Annotated in this window: 14 protein-coding genes; 4 read left to right on the forward strand and 10 right to left on the reverse strand. The window is 63.3% G+C overall.

All coding sequences use genetic code 11. From position 1 onward, the window contains the following. Nucleotides 1-85: 85 nt before the first annotated feature. From traA to C7I85_RS03985, 4 genes are all read left to right on the forward strand, one after another. The gene (gene traA / locus C7I85_RS03965; protein WP_106722659.1) at nt 86-3,664 is read left to right on the forward strand and encodes a Ti-type conjugative transfer relaxase TraA; all 3,579 of its coding nucleotides are present in this window, start codon (nt 86-88) and stop codon (nt 3,662-3,664) included. A gap of 62 nt (nt 3,665-3,726) precedes the next feature. Then, nucleotides 3,727-4,257 (forward strand): conjugative transfer signal peptidase TraF, encoded by a 531-nt coding sequence (gene traF, locus C7I85_RS03970; protein ID WP_245444792.1) that lies wholly within the window; start codon nt 3,727-3,729, stop codon nt 4,255-4,257. 466 nt (nt 4,258-4,723) lie between these two features. Continuing rightward, nucleotides 4,724-5,164 (forward strand): hypothetical protein, encoded by a 441-nt coding sequence (locus C7I85_RS30880; protein ID WP_181257078.1) that lies wholly within the window; start codon nt 4,724-4,726, stop codon nt 5,162-5,164. 91 nt (nt 5,165-5,255) lie between these two features. Next, a complete protein-coding gene (locus C7I85_RS03985) occupies nt 5,256-5,933 on the forward strand; it encodes a transposase (RefSeq protein ID WP_245444794.1) in 678 nt (225 codons plus the stop codon). Nucleotides 5,934-6,251: 318 nt separating this feature from the next. Here the strand turns inward: C7I85_RS03985 and C7I85_RS32230 are convergent, their stop codons facing one another. The 10 genes from C7I85_RS32230 to C7I85_RS04035 form a co-directional block, all read right to left on the reverse strand. After that, nucleotides 6,252-6,401, reverse strand: a complete 150-nt coding sequence (locus C7I85_RS32230) for a DUF982 domain-containing protein (RefSeq protein WP_106722663.1) — start codon at nt 6,399-6,401, stop codon at nt 6,252-6,254. Nucleotides 6,402-6,706: 305 nt separating this feature from the next. Further along, nucleotides 6,707-7,729 (reverse strand): histone deacetylase family protein, encoded by a 1,023-nt coding sequence (locus C7I85_RS03995; RefSeq protein ID WP_106722664.1) that lies wholly within the window; start codon nt 7,727-7,729, stop codon nt 6,707-6,709. Between the two features lie 21 nt (nt 7,730-7,750). Next, the gene (locus C7I85_RS04000) at nt 7,751-8,194 is read right to left on the reverse strand and encodes a GNAT family N-acetyltransferase (protein ID WP_106722665.1); all 444 of its coding nucleotides are present in this window, start codon (nt 8,192-8,194) and stop codon (nt 7,751-7,753) included. A gap of 100 nt (nt 8,195-8,294) precedes the next feature. After that, nucleotides 8,295-9,245: a 3-keto-5-aminohexanoate cleavage protein gene (locus tag C7I85_RS04005; protein WP_106722666.1), complete on the reverse strand. Its 951-nt coding sequence runs from the start codon at nt 9,243-9,245 to the stop codon at nt 8,295-8,297. 8 nt (nt 9,246-9,253) lie between these two features. Further along, nucleotides 9,254-10,624: an aspartate aminotransferase family protein gene (locus C7I85_RS04010; protein WP_106722667.1), complete on the reverse strand. Its 1,371-nt coding sequence runs from the start codon at nt 10,622-10,624 to the stop codon at nt 9,254-9,256. After that, nucleotides 10,621-12,267 (reverse strand): N,N-dimethylformamidase beta subunit family domain-containing protein, encoded by a 1,647-nt coding sequence (locus tag C7I85_RS04015; RefSeq protein WP_106722668.1) that lies wholly within the window; start codon nt 12,265-12,267, stop codon nt 10,621-10,623. The genes C7I85_RS04010 and C7I85_RS04015 overlap by 4 nt, the downstream gene beginning before the upstream one ends. An 8-nt stretch (nt 12,268-12,275) precedes the next feature. Further along, nucleotides 12,276-13,043, reverse strand: coding sequence for an amino acid ABC transporter ATP-binding protein (locus C7I85_RS04020; protein ID WP_106722669.1), 768 nt, complete (start codon nt 13,041-13,043; stop codon nt 12,276-12,278). Beyond that, complete coding sequence (locus C7I85_RS04025; RefSeq protein WP_106722670.1) at nt 13,040-13,699, reverse strand: amino acid ABC transporter permease; 660 nt, start codon at nt 13,697-13,699, stop codon at nt 13,040-13,042. The genes C7I85_RS04020 and C7I85_RS04025 overlap by 4 nt, the downstream gene beginning before the upstream one ends. 12 nt (nt 13,700-13,711) lie before the next feature. After that, nucleotides 13,712-14,359, reverse strand: coding sequence for an amino acid ABC transporter permease (locus C7I85_RS04030; protein WP_106722671.1), 648 nt, complete (start codon nt 14,357-14,359; stop codon nt 13,712-13,714). A gap of 74 nt (nt 14,360-14,433) precedes the next feature. Beyond that, nucleotides 14,434-15,213, reverse strand: coding sequence for an ABC transporter substrate-binding protein (locus tag C7I85_RS04035; protein ID WP_106722672.1), 780 nt, complete (start codon nt 15,211-15,213; stop codon nt 14,434-14,436). Nucleotides 15,214-15,293: the final 80 nt, after the last annotated feature.

The raw sequence follows: 15,293 nt of genomic DNA on the forward strand, positions 1-15,293 counted from the left end.
CCTGCCGGGGCATTTGTCCGCGGGGCGCCCGTCCCACTGCTCTCGCCGAACATGCCTATTTAGTTTATGTCCGGGAGCCTGCCACTTGGCCATCACGCATTTCACGCCCCAGCTTATTTCCCGCGGCTCCGGCCGCAGCGCCTTACTGTCGGCTGCTTACCGACATTGCGCCCGCATGGAGCACCGAGCGGAGGGGCGGACCGTCGACTACTCCGGCAAGCGCGGCCTGCGCCATGAGGAGTTCCTGTTGCCGACGGGCGCGCCGGAATGGGCGAAGGCTTTGATAGCCGATCGCTCGGCGGCGGGTGCGGCCGAGGCGTTCTGGAATGCGGTCGAGGCCTTCGAGAAACGGTCCGACGCGCAGCTCGCCAAGGAGTTCATCATCGCCCTGCCGGTGGAACTCACGGTCGAGCAGAACGTCGCTCTCGCAAGGGAGTTTGTCGCAACACATGTGCTCGCCCGCGGGCAGGTCGCCGACTGGGTTTTCCATGATGAGCCCGGCAATCCGCATATCCACCTGATGACCACCTTGCGGCCTCTCATCGAGGACGGGTTCGGACCGAAGAGGGTGCCCGTCATCCGTGAAGACGGCGCGCCGCTGCGTACTGAATCCGGCAAGATCGTCTATCGCCTCTGGTCGGGTGAGAAGGCAGACTTCCTCGAACAGCGGGAGGGATGGCTCGATCTTCAGAACAAGCATCTGGCGCTCGCCGGACTCGATATTCGCGTCGATGGCCGCTCCTATGCCGAGCGCGGAATCGACCTCGCAGCCACCACCCATTTAGGCGTGGCGACCAAGGCGATCGGCCGGAAGGGAGAGAAAGCCGGCACGTCTTCGGAGCTCGAACGCATCCAGCTGTTCAAGGAGCGCAGGGCCGAGAATCGCGAACGTATCCTGCGCCGCCCCGAGATCGTCCTTGATCTCGTCACGCGCGAGATGAGCGTTTTCACAGAACGTGATATCGCGAAGGTCCTGCATCGCCACGTTGATGATGCTGGCACGTTCCAGCAACTGATGGCGCGGATCCTCCAGTGCCCGGAAGTCCTACTTTTGGAATGCGAGCATATCGCGCTTGCGACCGGCGCCCCAGAGCCAGCGAAATACACTACGCGTGAGCTCATCAAGATCGAAGCAGAGATGGTGCGTCAGGCCATCTGGCTTGCGGGCCGTTCCTCTCATGGCGTTCGGGAGAAACTTCTGGCCGTGGCATTCGAGCGCCATTCCCGGCTCTCAGAAGAGCAGCGTGCGGCGATCGAGTATGTCTCCGATGACGCGAGGATCGCGGCGGTCGTCGGCCGTGCCGGGGCCGGCAAGACGACAATGGTGAAGGCGGCGCGCGAGGTATGGGAAGCAGGTGGTTATCGTGTGGTCGGCGCCGCGCTTTCCGGTAAGGCGGCCGAAGGGCTGGAGAAGGAAGCGGGCATCGCCTCGCGCACGCTCGCGTCCTGGGAGCTAGCCTGGGGCAGGGGCCGCGACGAGCTCGACGAGAAGACCGTGTGCGTGCTTGACGAAGCTGGCATGGTGTGCTCGCGCCAGATGGCGCTCATTGTAGAAACGGTGGCGAAGGCCAGCGCCAAACTCGTCCTGATCGGCGATCCCGATCAGCTTCAGCCGATCGGGGCGGGCGCTGCCTTTCGAGCGATTGCCGACCGGATCGGCTACGCCGAACTCGAGACCATTTACCGCCAGCGTGAGCAATGGATGCGCGACGCATCGCTCGATTTCGCGCGCGGCAACATCGCTGATGCCCTCAATGCCTATGAGCAGGCCGGCATGATGCGAACCGAATGGACCCGGCAGGAGGCGATCGCTGCGTTGATCGAGGACTGGAACCGCGACTACGATCCGGAGAAAACGACATTGATCCTCGCGCACCGTCGCCGGGATGTGCGAATGCTCAACGAATTGGCCCGCGCGAAGCTCGTCGAACGCGACATCGTCGGCGAGGGTTCTGCCTTCCGCACCGAAGATGGCGTCCGTCGTTTTTCCGCCGGCGACCGGATAGTGTTCCTCAAGAACGAGGGCTTTCTCGGCGTGAAGAACGGCATGCTGGCGAATGTCGTCGAAGCAGTACCCGGTCGGATCGTCGTCGAGATCGGCGAACGCAGTGGCCGCCGGCACGTTACGGTCGAACAGCGCTCCTACGCCAATGTTGACCACGGCTACGCGACCACCGTCCACAAGTCCCAAGGCGCGACAGTCGACCGAGTGAAGGTGCTTGCATCCAGCACACTCGATCGTCACCTAACTTATGTCTCCATGACGCGGCATCGCGACGCGGCCGAACTCTATGTCGGCATGGCGGAGTTCGCCAACCGGTGCGGCGGCGTTCTCATCGACCATGGCGTTGCTCCCTTCGAAAACGACCCCATGAACCGTGACAGCTACTTCGTGACCCTCTCCTTTCGTGATGGCGAGCAACGCACGATCTGGGGTGTCGATCTCGCCCGCGCGATCAATGAGTTGCAGCCGAAGATCGGGGATCGCATTGGCCTCGAACACAAGGGATCCGAGACGGTTCGGTTGCCAGATGGAACGACGGCGGAGCGCAATTCCTGGCAGGTTGCTCCGATCAGGGACGTGGCGATGCAACGGCTGATCGAGCGCCTCTCGCGCGACGGATCGAAGGAAACCACGCTCGACTACGAGAAGGCTTCGGCATATCGCAAGATGCTGCGTTTCGCCGAAGGCCGTGGCCTGCATCTCGTGCGCGTCGCTCGCGCGCTCGTCGCCAATAAGGTTCGCTGGACCGTTCAGCAGAAGCAGAGGCTCGCTGATCTCGGCATGCGGCTGCGCGGGCTTGGCGCAGGGCTCGGACTCCTTACTGAGCGCAAAAACACAATCCCCGACAGTATCAAGCAGGCAATGCCGATGGTCGCTGGTACCACCACATTCGCCAAGTCAGTCGAGCAGGTTGTCAAAGACAAGCTCGTCGCCGATCCAACTTTGAAGAAGCAGTGGGAGGAGGTCTCGACCCGTTTCCGGCTCGTCTTTGCAGAGCCCGAAGCCTCTTTCCGCAAGGTCGACGTCGAAAATATGTTGAAGGACAAGCAAGTCGCGGAAGCCACTCTGTCGAAGCTTTCGAAGATGCCGCATAGCTTCGGTGCGCTGAAGGGCAAAACGGGTCTTCTCATCAGCCGTGCCGACAAGCAGGTGCGCAAGCAGGCGGGGCTGAATTCGCCAGCACTGGTCCGCGATCTGGAACGCTATCTGCACCTGCATTCCAAGGCCGAACATCGCTACGAGGCGGAGGAGCGCGCGACCCGATTGAGGGTAGCCGTTGACATTCCGGCGCTGTCGCCATCGGCCAAGAACATGCTCGAGCGCATCCGCGACGCCATCGACCGGAACGATCTGCCTTCGGCCCTGCAGTTCGCGCTAGAGGACAAGATGATCGAGTCGGAGCTGAAAGGCTTTGCTCGCGCCGTGTCCGAGCGCTTCGGCGAGCGTACCTTCATCGGCCTCGCCGCTAAGGAGGCAGACGGCAAGGCCCTCAAGAGGGTCTCGGAAGGAATGAGCGCCGCACAGATGGAGGAGTTGAAGGCGGCCTGGCCGGATCTACGGACTGCGCAACAGCTCGCCGCACAGCAGCGCACCGAAGAGGCCGTGAAACAGGCCGAGACTTTTCGGCAAACACAACCGAAGCGGCTGTCACCGCAATGACGCCGAAGATTGAATGCCGAGCCGTGCCGCGGACCGGGAGTCCGACCGGAAGGAAAACGCGGGTGCAGCGCCGGCGTGCCGTCGCAATCCTTGCGGCCGGAGGCGTGGCGGTTGCGGTGGTCGCTGTCATCGTCTGGCTCGGCGGCTTGCGCATCAATCTGACGCCGAGCGAGCCGCTCGGCCTCTGGCGGATCGTGCCGCTCGCTCGGCATCCCGCCGCCGGCGATCTCGTAGTCATCTGCCCGCCGGCGGGGTCGGTTTCGGCCTTCGCGCTCGGGCGCGGCTATTTCCGGCGCGGGCTGTGCCCAGGTGGCGCAGCGCCGCTCATCAAAGCCATCGCTGCGGCTCCAGGCGCTTGCATCAAGGTTGGCGCTGATGTCGCCATCGATGGCGTTCCTCTTCCCAGATCCCGCCTGAGCCCGGTCGACGGGCAAGGACGGTCGCTTTCGCCCTGGGCAGGCGGTGTCGTTCCGCCCGGCCATCTCTTCCTCCACTCATCATTCGCAGGTTCTTATGACTCCCGGTATTTCGGACCGGTCCCGGAGGTTGGTCTTCTCGGCCTGGCGCGGCCAGTCCTCCTTTTTGATCCTTAATCGCCGGCGTGCCCTTGTTCTTGTGGTCGCTGCGATCCTCGTCGGTGCATCGGCTGGAGCGGGCATGTCCTCGCGCTGCCGTCCGCGATGCTTTTCCCAGCGCTCTGGGCAGCATCACGGGATCGCATCACAGCTGCGGCCGTGGCCACAGGATACTTCCTTGCCGCCTCTCGCGGCCTGCCGCAGGGCGTCGCCAATTTTTTGGCACCTCGGTCTGGGTTGGTGTCCTTATGTGGGGCGCCGCCGCCGTCTGTTTCGTCGCTATCCATGCGGCGTTCTGGACGCCCCAGCGCGGAAGCCATAAAGTGGTTCGTTATCTCGTCGTAGCCGTGCTGATGGCCATCCCGCCGCTCGGAATCGTCGGCTGGGCGCATCCGGTCACGGCGGCCGGCGTCTTGTTCCCCGGGCGGAAATGGCACGGGCTTGCTGCGGCGGGTGGCCTTCTGCTCGTTATGACGACGCGTGCATGGCCGGCCGCCGCCTGCATGGTTGCCACTTGGCTATGGTCAGCGGTTTTCTGGACAGCTGCGTCGGAGCTGGAACAATGGCAGGGCGTCGACACGGCGCTGAGCCCATCGCCCGAGCAAGGAAATGCCATCAGCATCGCGCGCGCATTCATTTGGTTCTGCGCCACGCACGCACGGGCGCGAAGGTCTTTGTGCTCCCCGAAAGCGCGCTTGGCCTGCTGGCTCCATCCGTCGAACGCTTCTGGACCGATGTCCTCGCCGCACATAGCATCACCGTGGTCGCGGGCGCGGCAGTCATCGACCCGGCAGGCTATGACAATGTCATGGTGGCGATCGGATCGACGGGTGCCCTGTTCTTCTGGTTACTGCCATCGCATGTTGATGGCTTTTGCGCGGATGTTAGAGCGCCGCTTGCTTGTTTATGGTGTCATTCGATATAGCTCGGCGCGAGAGAGATAGGGCCGGGACTTTGAATCCTTGCCAAGCGGCGGCTTGTTTTGCGCAAGTCGTGTCTTTTCAAGGAAGGATCTTATGCGGCGGCAGACTCGACCGTTCACCGTGCAGGTCAAACAAAAGCGCGGTATCCAAAAACGAAGTCGTTCGATCTGGGGTGATGTCGATCTATCTGCTCTTGTCGCTGAGACAACAAAAGAAACCACTGCTACCGAGCGGCCGGATCGACAGCTTATTGACTCTAATGGGCCAGCCATTGATGCTGAAGACAAGTACAAACCCTTAGTGGAGCATCACATGGCCAACCCTCAGGAAGCTGAACCAGCACAGAACGCCACCGAGGCTGAGACACCTGAAACGAAGAAGAAGACTCGGCGACCGCGGAAGGCAAAGGCTGAGCCCAAGCCGTCTGCGCGCAAGAGCGGCGCCAAGCCGGCATCCCAGGCGGCGGACGCTCCGGCAGCGGCAGTTCGGAGCGGTCGAAAGGTCTATTCCGCAAAGGAACGCGCGCAGTTACTTGCCGAAATTGAGCAGTCGATCGGTCGCGGCGAGAATATCAGGAGCGCGGTCAAGCGGGCCGGCATATCGGAGCAGACCTATTATCACTGGAAGAAGGCCGTAGCCCCGGTATCAGAGGGTAACGATCTCAAGGACCTCCTGGCGCTCGAGGAAGAAAACAAGCGACTGAAGAGCCTGCTTGCGGAACGTCTGCGCAAGGAGAACGCCGAACTGAGAAAGAAGCTCGGGCTAGAGTAGAGACGATCAGCAGTTTGCTGAAGCGCATGCTTGAGGCGTTTAGACTTGGAGCAGTGGTAGTCGCTTCGGATGGTTTTGCCAGCTATTCGCTGCGGTAGCGGCCTACCCCAAGGCGTTCGCTGACTCGGCTTAGTGGAGTCTCAGCGCCAGAGATACGTGGGAGTTCACCACTCTGACGTTGTAAGTCTTCCCGCTAGAAAAGCGAACTGGAACTTTCCTGAATTTACAGCGATCCATCGCACAATCTCCTGCGCCTCATAGCAGACAGCGCGGCCTCAGTGAACGAAGATGCCGGCTTCCTCTGCGGCTTTCTCAAAATCACGTACTTGGAGAGGGGGGCGCTTGCCTTTTCATAAATCTAAGGCAAGCATGTCGCGCCTTCGCTCGAGTTGGGCAATCTACCCTTGGCCAATGATGCAGTAGAAAATCCCCCGCCTGAGGAACATCGTCGACGCAGAAGACCATCATCAAGCGTCACCAGAAAAAACAATCCACGATCCATCGCAGGGCAAGCTAGTCATTCAGCCTAGATTGGCTCATCGCAGACAAGCAGAGGCCCGCGGCCTCAGGTGATGACAGGCATTGATCCGTCGGTATACTCGCCATTGCGTGTTGGACCGCGAACGCCGAGTGGGCCCGCCTCCCTTGGCAGCAGAGGCACTGGTATTGCCTGCTGATGTTCCTCGATCAGACTTGTGCGGGGTATCCCCTCGTTCTTCGCCAACTTGCTATTTGCCGGCAAGAATCGATGACCGGGCAACGATTCTCTTTAATCAAACCCCAGCAAATCCGGTGAGGAACGAGGTTAGGTTGTCGGAGAGCGCATCGCAGAGGTAGCCACCTTCCTGCACAATGACGGTGGGCAGGCGAAGTTTTGCAATCGCCTCGGCAATGCGTGCAAAGCCCGGCGTCGTCACCGACAGGCCGCCGAAGGGATCGCCTTCGAAGCAGTCGAGCCCTAGCGCCACAACAATCGCCTCGGGCGCGAATGCGCGAATGCGCTGCAGCCCCTTGTCCAGCGCGGCAAGGAACTCGGCATCGGCCGATCTGCGTGCCAGCGGCAGGTTGAGATTGTAGCCCAGCCCCGGACCCTCGCCGCGCTCGTCGGCATGGCCCCAGAAGAACGGGTAGAAGCGGATCGGGTCGGCATGGATCGACACCGTCAGCACGTCGGGGCGCGCATAAAAGATGCCTTGCGTTCCGTTGCCGTGGTGCAGGTCGACGTCAAGGATTGCCACGCGTGCCGCGTGCTTGCGCAGGCGCTGCGCGGCAACTGCCGAATTGTTGATGAAGCAGAAGCCGCCGGCCACGTCGGCGAAGGCGTGGTGGCCGGGCGGGCGGCAGAGTGCATAGGCAGCGGGCTCGCCAGACATCACTGCTTCCGCAGCGTCCACCGCGCTCCACGCGCTCCACAGCGAGCTTTCCCAGGTATCGGCCGAGATGGGGCAGGAAGTGTCGGCCATGTGGTAGCCGGCTTGGCCGACGGCGGAAGCCGGATAGCTACCGCCGCGGGCGATAGGATGGATGTTGGGAATAACTTCCTCTGACGCGCCCTCGATGCGCTGCCAGCGCTCGTAGATATGTCCAAGGAAGTCGAGATATTCCGGCGTGTGGACAGCGGCGACTGGCCCCAGCCCGTGCTCGCGCGGCCGCACGATCTCGCAGCCCGCAGCCCGGGCGCCGGCAAGCAGGCGCTCCACCCGCTCCGGCTGTTCGGGATTGGGCTTCGGTGCCCCACTGGAAAGAAAGGCCTTGGGGTCGTGACGCTTCTGCTCGTCGGCGTAAAAGGCTTTCATGGCAGCTCCTGAATATGCGGCTCAATTTGAATTGGTGCGCGCCAGTGCAAGAAAGGCTTCGCCATAGGCGCCGTGGTCGCGGTCGCTGTCGAGCCAGCCTATGCCCAGCCTTTCGTAAAAGCCCTGCGCGGAGACGTTGTCGACATCGACGGCCAGCCTGAGATAGACGCCACCGCACTGATGCGACCAGCTTGCCACCTCGCGCAGCAGTTTTTCGCCGATCTTGCGGCCGCGAAACCGCTCGTCGACATAAAGATCCTGCACATAAACGCCCGGCCGCCCCAACCAGGTCGAGTAAATCGGGAAGAACAGGCAGAGGCCGGCGAACTCGCCATCGACTTCCGCAATCAGGCTCGAGAAGGCCGCATCGGGTCCGAAGCCGAAGCGGCGGAAATCCTCGGGCGTACTTGCGATCTTGAGCTTCAAGCCAACATGGTCGCCGAGTTGCAAGATCGCCTTATGCATAATCTCCGCGTCGGCGGGCACGGCCGGCCTAATGGTCACTTGGGCGGGAGGGGGGCTCATCGGCGTCCTCGGCATTGGTTGCGAGCAATCCGCTCTACCATCAAAACGCCACCCGGTCGCCGCCCTTGAGCCCCAGCATGTCGCGTGCCTCGGCAGGGGTGGCAACCTCCAGCGACAACGCCTCCAGCACCTTGCGGATGCGCCGCACCTGGTCGGCATTGGAGCGGGCAAGCTGGCCGCGTCCGTCATAGAGGCTGTCTTCCAGTCCGACACGCACATTGCCGCCCATGGCGGCAGCCATGGTGATCATCGGCATCTGATGGCGGCCAGCGGCAAGCACGGAGAAGCTGTAGCCATCACCGAACAGCTTGTCGGCAATGCGCTTCATATGGGCAAGGTTGTCGGGATCGGCCCCAATGCCGCCCAGCACACCGAACACGAACTGGATGAACAGATGCCCGCTGACCAGCCCCCGGTCGCGGAAATGCGCCAGTGAATAGAGATGGCCCACGTCGTAGCATTCGAACTCGAAGCGCGTGCCGCAGCCCTTGCCCAGCCGGTCGAGGATGAATTCCATGTCGGCGAAGGTGTTCTTGAAGAGGGTGCTGCGCGTGGCTTCGAGCAGCTTCGGCTCCCATTCGTGCTGCCAGTCGGCAGGCTTGTCTAGGGCAGGGAAGAGGGCGAAATTCATCGAGCCCATGTTGAGCGAGCACATTTCCGGCTCAGCGCGCAGCGAAATGGCGAGGCGGTCGTCCAGCGTCATCAGCGAGGAGCCGCCGGTGGAGATGTTCACCACCGCCTCGGTCGCCTGCTTGATGCGCGGCAGGAACTGCATGAACACGTCCGGGTCTGCGGTGGGCCGCCCGTCCTTTGGATCGCGGGCGTGCAGGTGCAGGATTGAGGCGCCGGCCTCCGCCGCCGCGATCGCCTCCGAGGCGATTTGGTCAGGCGTAATGGGCAGATAGGGCGACATGGTCGGGGTGTGGACCGAGCCGGTGACGGCGCAGGTGATGATGACCTTACGGCGCGACGATTTTGCGGGAGACGTCATGTCTGGCCTCAGCGGTTCACGGGAAGGTCAAGTTCGGCTGCGAGCGCTTCGAGCGTGTCGCCGAGGAGGGAGACGATCTCGCCGATCTCCTCGCGCGTTACGATGAGCGGCGGCGCGACCATGAAATTGTCGCTGAACGGCCCGCCGCGCACGCGCCGCGAATAGACGATCAGCCCGCGCTCGAAAGCGAGGTCGATCAGCCGGACATTGGCGTTCTTTTCCGGCGGCAGCGGCGTCCTAGTCACCGGATCGGCGTAGAGTTCGGCGCCGAGCAGGAGGCCCTTGCCGCGCACGTCGCCCACGAAGGGGAAGTGCTTTGTCAGCGCCTCGAGTTCGCCCTTCAGCACCTCGCCCATGACCGCCGAGTTGTCGACCAGCCCCAGCCGGTCGACTTCGCCCAGCACGGCAAGGCCCGCCGCGCAGGCCACCGGGTTGCCGCCATAGGTGTGACCGTGCAGGAAGCCGCCAGCCTCGAGAACCGGCCCGACGATGCGCTGGGTCGCGGCCAGCGCGCCGAGCGGCGCATAGCCGGACGAAAGGCCCTTGGAGAGCGAGATGATGTCCGGCTTGCAGTTCCAGTGGTCGCCGCCGAGGAATTTGCCGGTGCGGCCAATGCCGGTCATCACCTCGTCATGGATGAGGAGGATGCCGTAGCGGTCGCAGATTTCGCGGATGCGGACAAAATAACTGTCGGGCGGAACGAGCGCGGCGGTGGCCGCACCCCCGATCGGCTCCATCACGAAGGCCAGCACGCTCTCCGGGCCTTCCTCCAGGATCTTGGCCTCCAACATGTCGGCAAAACGGAGACCGCGCTGTTCGAGCGAGAGATTGTCGTTGTCGCGATGGACCATGGGCGCGGGAATGAGCGGCATGGGCTGGCCCATTTGCTCGAAGGTCTTGGTCAGCACGTCGTCGCCGGTCACGCCGAGCGAGCCCACGGTGATGCCGTGATAGGAAGGCATACGCCCGATGATCTTCCAGCGGTCCGGCTGGCCGGTCGCCACCGCCCACTGCCGCGCGAGCTTCAGGCAGGCTTCCACCGCCTCCGAGCCGCCGGACACGAAATAGATGCGCTCCAGCCCGTTTGGCAGGCGCTCGGCCAATTCGCGTGCCAATTCGACGGCGGGCTCGCTCTCGAAGTGGATGGTGTAGGCAAAGCTCACCCGGTCCATCTGGCGCTTCATCGCGTCGATGACGGCGCGGTTGCCGTGGCCGACATTGACGTTCACCGCCCCGCTGGAACCGTCGATAAAGCGGCGGCCGGTCTTGTCCCACAGATAGATGCCGTCGGCGCGGTCCACCATCGGCCGTGGCGCGCGGGTGAAATGAAAGAGGTTCGGCTTGCGGCCGGCCTCAGCCTTAGTGGAATGAACGGTCATGCCCCTTTGCCTCCCAGATAGCGGTCGAGAACATTCGCGGTGACGCGCTCGACCATCGCGTCCTGGCGCTTCAGCGCCGCCACCCATTCGCAGCTTCCGGCGTGGAACACCTCGCCCTTGCCGCGCGGGAAATTCACGATCATGCCGCAGCCGCGCTTGACGCGGTCCACGGCCTCATCGCCGTCATTGCCGACGATGATGTCAGCGACGAACTTGGCATCGGCGTCGGAGAGGAACTGGTCGTCGGCGGGAATGTCGGCGCTTTCCTCCTTCAGCGAGGACATGCCGAGTGCGAGGATTTGCAGCCCCTCCGGGGCGCCGGAATTTTCCTCCGGCTCGGGCAGGCCGCCCCGGATCACATAGTCGAGACCATCGACCTCGTAACCGAACGCATGGCCGTCCGCGCCGAGCAGGTCGCCATAATAGATGCCGGTACCGGCAAAGGCCCAGTGCTCGGGCCTGTAGACCGGAAAGCCGCGCACGCCGCGTGGCGCGCAGCCACCCCAGCCGACATAGAGGCCGCGCAGGGCGTTGAGCCCGAAAGTCTGCGCCGCGGGCCGACCGGTCTCCGCCGCCTCCCAGCAGCCGGAGGTGCGGCTGGGGTCGGCCGAGCGATAGACCGGGTCTTCGGCGCGGGCGCGGTATTTGTAGCAGGTCTGGCGCTTGCCGTTGTCCTCCAGCCGCGTCTGCCACATGAAATTGCCGGCAAAGCGGGCCGCATGGCCGCCACGTTCGACATAGGCGTCGACCGCATCGCGCATTTCCCAGGTCCAATATTCGTCGTGACCGACGAAGACGACGCAGTCGTAGCCTTCGAGGATTTCGGGCTCGAAATGCAGTTCATGCTGGCTGGCGAGATCGACGGCATAGCCGGCGCGCTCGGCCCAGCGGAAGAAGTGGCTGTCATAGCTCGCCCAGCCCGACGAAGCGTATTTCTTCGAATAGCCGTTGGCGAAAGCCCATTCCATATGCGGGTAGCGCGGCGTGGCTGCCGGCGGCGTGTAGATTTCCAGCGGCACGCGCGGCGCATCCGCAGGCAGCAGCGCAAAGCCGCGGCAGAACGGCCGCTCGATGCTGACCGTCGTCGCGTACTGGTCGCGGTTCGGGCCGGTGATGCCCTGATAGTGGTTCGAGCCGCCCCAAGTGTTGTAGGCGGTCCAGGTGCCGGTGGCGGCCACCTGCAGCACGCGGCCGGGCTTGCGGCCCAGCACCGGCCGCACGATGAAAAGGTGGTGGCACTGGATCGGCTTGCCGTCGCGGCCTTCCGCCGTCAGCGTAATGCGATAGGCACCCGACGGCCAGCTTTCCTCCACGCGGAACTCGAAGGAAGCCTCCCAGCTGCAGCCGATGACCGAGCACTGGTCCGGCGTGTCCTGCCAGCGGGCTGAAAGGTTTTCGCGCGTCAGCACCGGCGTCTCGGTGGCGCCGTCGCGGATCACCTCCAGCCGATAGCTCGGCGCGGTGGAGCTGACATGCAGCCGCACGGTCGCGCCCGGCGCGTAGGAATAGGCGTCGGTGTAGCACCAGATCTCGCCGCGCGCGCCGTCCATGCCGGGATATTCGTAATAGTGCCCCAGCACTGCCTCGCGGCGCTGCTCGGGCGTCAGGCCGAAATCGGGAAATTGGTTGGCTCTGTTTTGCATCGTCTGTCTCAGGCTGCGGCGAGATATTTGCGCAGGAAGCTCTTGGTACGTTCCTGCTGCGGCGCGCGGAAGATTTCGGAAGGTGCGCCTTCCTCCACCACCACGCCGCCGTCCATGAAGAGTACGCGATCGGCCACTTCGCCGGCAAAGCGCATTTCGTGGGTCACGATCAGCATGGTCATGTGTTCGGCAGCGAGCTGCTTCATCACCGCGTTGACCTCGTCGACCAGTTCGGGGTCGAGCGCCGAGGTCGCCTCGTCGAACAGCATCACCTTGGGCTGCATGGCCAGCGCCCGCGCGATTGCCACGCGTTGCTTCTGTCCGCCCGACAGCCGCGATGGATAGGCGTCGATCTTGTCGGCGAGCCCCACCTTGGAGAGGAGCCCGAGCGCCAGCTCGCGCGCCTCTCCCTTGCCCATGCCCTTCAGGATCACCGGTCCCATCGTGATGTTGTCGAGCACAGTGAGGTGGGGAAACAGGTTGAAGTGCTGGAACACCATGCCCATCTGTTGGCGCACCTTGTTGATGTGCCGCTCGAAGGCATGGCCGCGCAGCGGCTGGTTCACCTGCACGCCATCCAGCCATACTTCTCCGCCGTTCAGCGTCTCCAGATGATTGATGGAGCGCAGCAGCGTCGACTTGCCCGATCCGCTGGGGCCGATGATGGCGACGATCTGGCCACGGTTCACCGAGAGGTCGATACCCTTCAGCACCTCGAAGGCACCGTAGGATTTGCGCGCGCCGCGCACCTCGACCATTGGCTGATGACTGGTCATCGCGAAACCTCCACTTTCCGTTCGACGAGGCGCAAGCCCCCCTCCAGAACGAGATTGAGAATGTAATAGAGCGCTGCGGCGGTGATGTAGAATTCGAAAGGCCGGAACGTTTCGCTGATGCCAAGCTGCGCCGAATGCACCAGCTCGGCAATGCCGATGACCGACACGATCGACGATTCCTTGAGCAGCGCGATCATGTTGCCGCCGATCGGCGGAACCGTGTTGCGCACCGCCTGGGGGATCACGACGTGGCGCAGCGTCTGCCAGCGGCCGAAGCCGATCGAGCGCGCGCCCTCGGTCTGGCCCGGATCGACCGCGACAATGCCCGCGCGCAGCACATCGGCGTTGTAGACTGCAAAATGCAGGCCAAGGCCTATGATGCCCGCGCCGAGCGCCGGGATGTCGATGCCGATCTGCACCAGCCCGAAATAGATCAGGAAGAGCTGCAGCAGCAGCGGCGTGCCCATGAACAGCCACATGACGAAGCGCACGGGCCAGGCGATCAACTTGGGCGCATAGAGCACCGCGACCGCGAACAATATGCCGAAGACGAAGCTGAGCGCTGCCGCCGAGACGGTGAGCACGGCAGTCCACCACGCGCCGGTCCACAGCAGGCTGGTGTAGGGCAGAACGACGCTGAAATCCAAACCTTGCATGGCGCCCTCCCGTCAGACGATCGCGTAGCGTCGGTCGAGCAGATCGACCACTTTGGCCACGACAAAGACGACAATCATGTAGAGCAGCGCGGCGACGCCAAAGATTTCGAAGGGCTTGTAGGTCGAGCCGATGAAGCGCTGGGCGGTGTAGGTGAGCTCCACCACCGAGATGGTCGAGACCAGCGCGGAACCCTTCACCAGCGCCACCGTGTTGACGCCGAGCGGGCGGATCATGAGCCTGGCTGCCTGCGGCAGCACCACCTTGCGCAGCGTCTGGAAGCGGCCGAAGCCAATCGAGCGGGCGGCCTCCGCCTGGCCACGGTCAACCGACAGCACAGCACCCCGGATCGACTCGGCCATATAGGCTCCGATGTTCAGGCCCAGCCCGATGAGGCCGGCGGCAAACGGCTCCAGATTGATGCCGATCTGCGGCCCCCCGAAATAGAGGACGAATAGCTGGATCAGGCAGGGCGTGCCGCGAAAGACGCTGACATAGACCGTGCCGATAGCCCTCATCAGGCGTGAGCGCGACAGCTTGGCGGCGGCAGCCAGCGCCGCGACCACGAGGCCGAGCGCAAGCGCGAGCACGGAAATTTCCACCGTCACCAGCGCGGCCTCCACAAAGAAGGGGAAGACACGCTGCATCAGCGCAAAGTCCATCGGGAACTCCGGTAGCGAGGCGGGCGGTTGCCTCGGCCGCAGAGGCTGCGGCCGAAAGCCGTTTCAGGAGACGATTAGCGGATGTCCGCGCCGATCCACTCCTTCGAGATCTTCTCGTAGGAGCCGTCGGCCAGCATCTCGTCCAGTGCTTTCTGCATGGCCGCCTTCAGTTCGGGGTTGCCCTTGCGGATGGCGATGCCGATAGCCACGCTGCCGCCCTCGATATCCGGCGTTTCGAGCTTGCGGATCTTGTCGCCGGTTTCCTTGATGGCGACCATGACCGGGATGTTGTCGACCACGATGGCATCCACGCGACCGGCCTTCAGCTCCAGTAGCAGTTCCGGCAGGCCCTTGTAGGTGCGGATGTCCCAGCCGCCCTGTTCGCGCGCCCACTTCTCATGCGTCTCACCCAGCGTGACGCCGAGCTTCTTGCCCTTGAGGTCCTCGAGGCTCTTGACCGGCGACTCTTCGCTGACGAAAACCGCGCGGCCGGCATGGTAGTAGGGGCCGACGAAGTCCACGACCTTCTCGCGCTCGGGCGTGATCGTCATCGAGCCGACGATGGTGTCGTATTTGTTGGCGAGCAGGCCGGCGATGATGCCGTCCCAGGCGGTGGTGACGATGGTGCCCTTGACGCCAATGCGCTCGGCGATGGCCTTGCCGATAGATGCGTCGAAGCCGACGACCTCATTCTGCTCGTTGACGAAGTTGAAGGGCGGATACTGGCCGCTCATCGAGATCTTCATTTCACCGGCTGCCTTGATTTTTTCCAGATCGTCGGCCTGGGCCGACACCGTGAAGCTCGAGGCAATCATCAGGGCTGCGGCCGCGAGCCCGGAGAGAATTCTGTTCATCTGCTGTCCTTGTCCTCTGGAGTGAGCGCGTGGCGTCGATGTTCTTGGGATGCGCCGTTGCGCTGGTCCGAATTCATGAT

This window comes from Pseudaminobacter soli (ex Li et al. 2025) (genome assembly GCF_003012705.1).
GTDB classification, from domain to species: Bacteria; Pseudomonadota; Alphaproteobacteria; order Rhizobiales; family Rhizobiaceae; genus Pseudaminobacter; species Pseudaminobacter soli.

Bases quoted from the DNA above. Each gene is read 5' to 3' on its own strand.
- C7I85_RS04000 (WP_106722665.1), bottom strand. From the start codon at position 8,194: ATGCATAAGGCGATCTTGCAACTCGGCGACCATGTTGGCTTGAAGCTC.
- C7I85_RS03995 (WP_106722664.1), bottom strand. From the start codon at position 7,729: ATGAAAGCCTTTTACGCCGACGAGCAGAAGCGTCACGACCCCAAGGCC.
- C7I85_RS04020 (WP_106722669.1), bottom strand. From the start codon at position 13,043: ATGACCAGTCATCAGCCAATGGTCGAGGTGCGCGGCGCGCGCAAATCC.
- C7I85_RS04015 (WP_106722668.1), bottom strand. From the start codon at position 12,267: ATGCAAAACAGAGCCAACCAATTTCCCGATTTCGGCCTGACGCCCGAG.
- C7I85_RS03985 (WP_245444794.1), top strand. From the start codon at position 5,256: ATGCGGCGGCAGACTCGACCGTTCACCGTGCAGGTCAAACAAAAGCGC.
- C7I85_RS30880 (WP_181257078.1), top strand. From the start codon at position 4,724: ATGGCCGGCCGCCGCCTGCATGGTTGCCACTTGGCTATGGTCAGCGGT.
- C7I85_RS04030 (WP_106722671.1), bottom strand. From the start codon at position 14,359: ATGGACTTTGCGCTGATGCAGCGTGTCTTCCCCTTCTTTGTGGAGGCC.
- C7I85_RS04005 (WP_106722666.1), bottom strand. From the start codon at position 9,245: ATGACGTCTCCCGCAAAATCGTCGCGCCGTAAGGTCATCATCACCTGC.
- C7I85_RS04025 (WP_106722670.1), bottom strand. From the start codon at position 13,699: ATGCAAGGTTTGGATTTCAGCGTCGTTCTGCCCTACACCAGCCTGCTG.
- C7I85_RS32230 (WP_106722663.1), bottom strand. From the start codon at position 6,401: ATGATGGTCTTCTGCGTCGACGATGTTCCTCAGGCGGGGGATTTTCTA.
- C7I85_RS04035 (WP_106722672.1), bottom strand. From the start codon at position 15,213: ATGAACAGAATTCTCTCCGGGCTCGCGGCCGCAGCCCTGATGATTGCC.
- C7I85_RS04010 (WP_106722667.1), bottom strand. From the start codon at position 10,624: ATGACCGTTCATTCCACTAAGGCTGAGGCCGGCCGCAAGCCGAACCTC.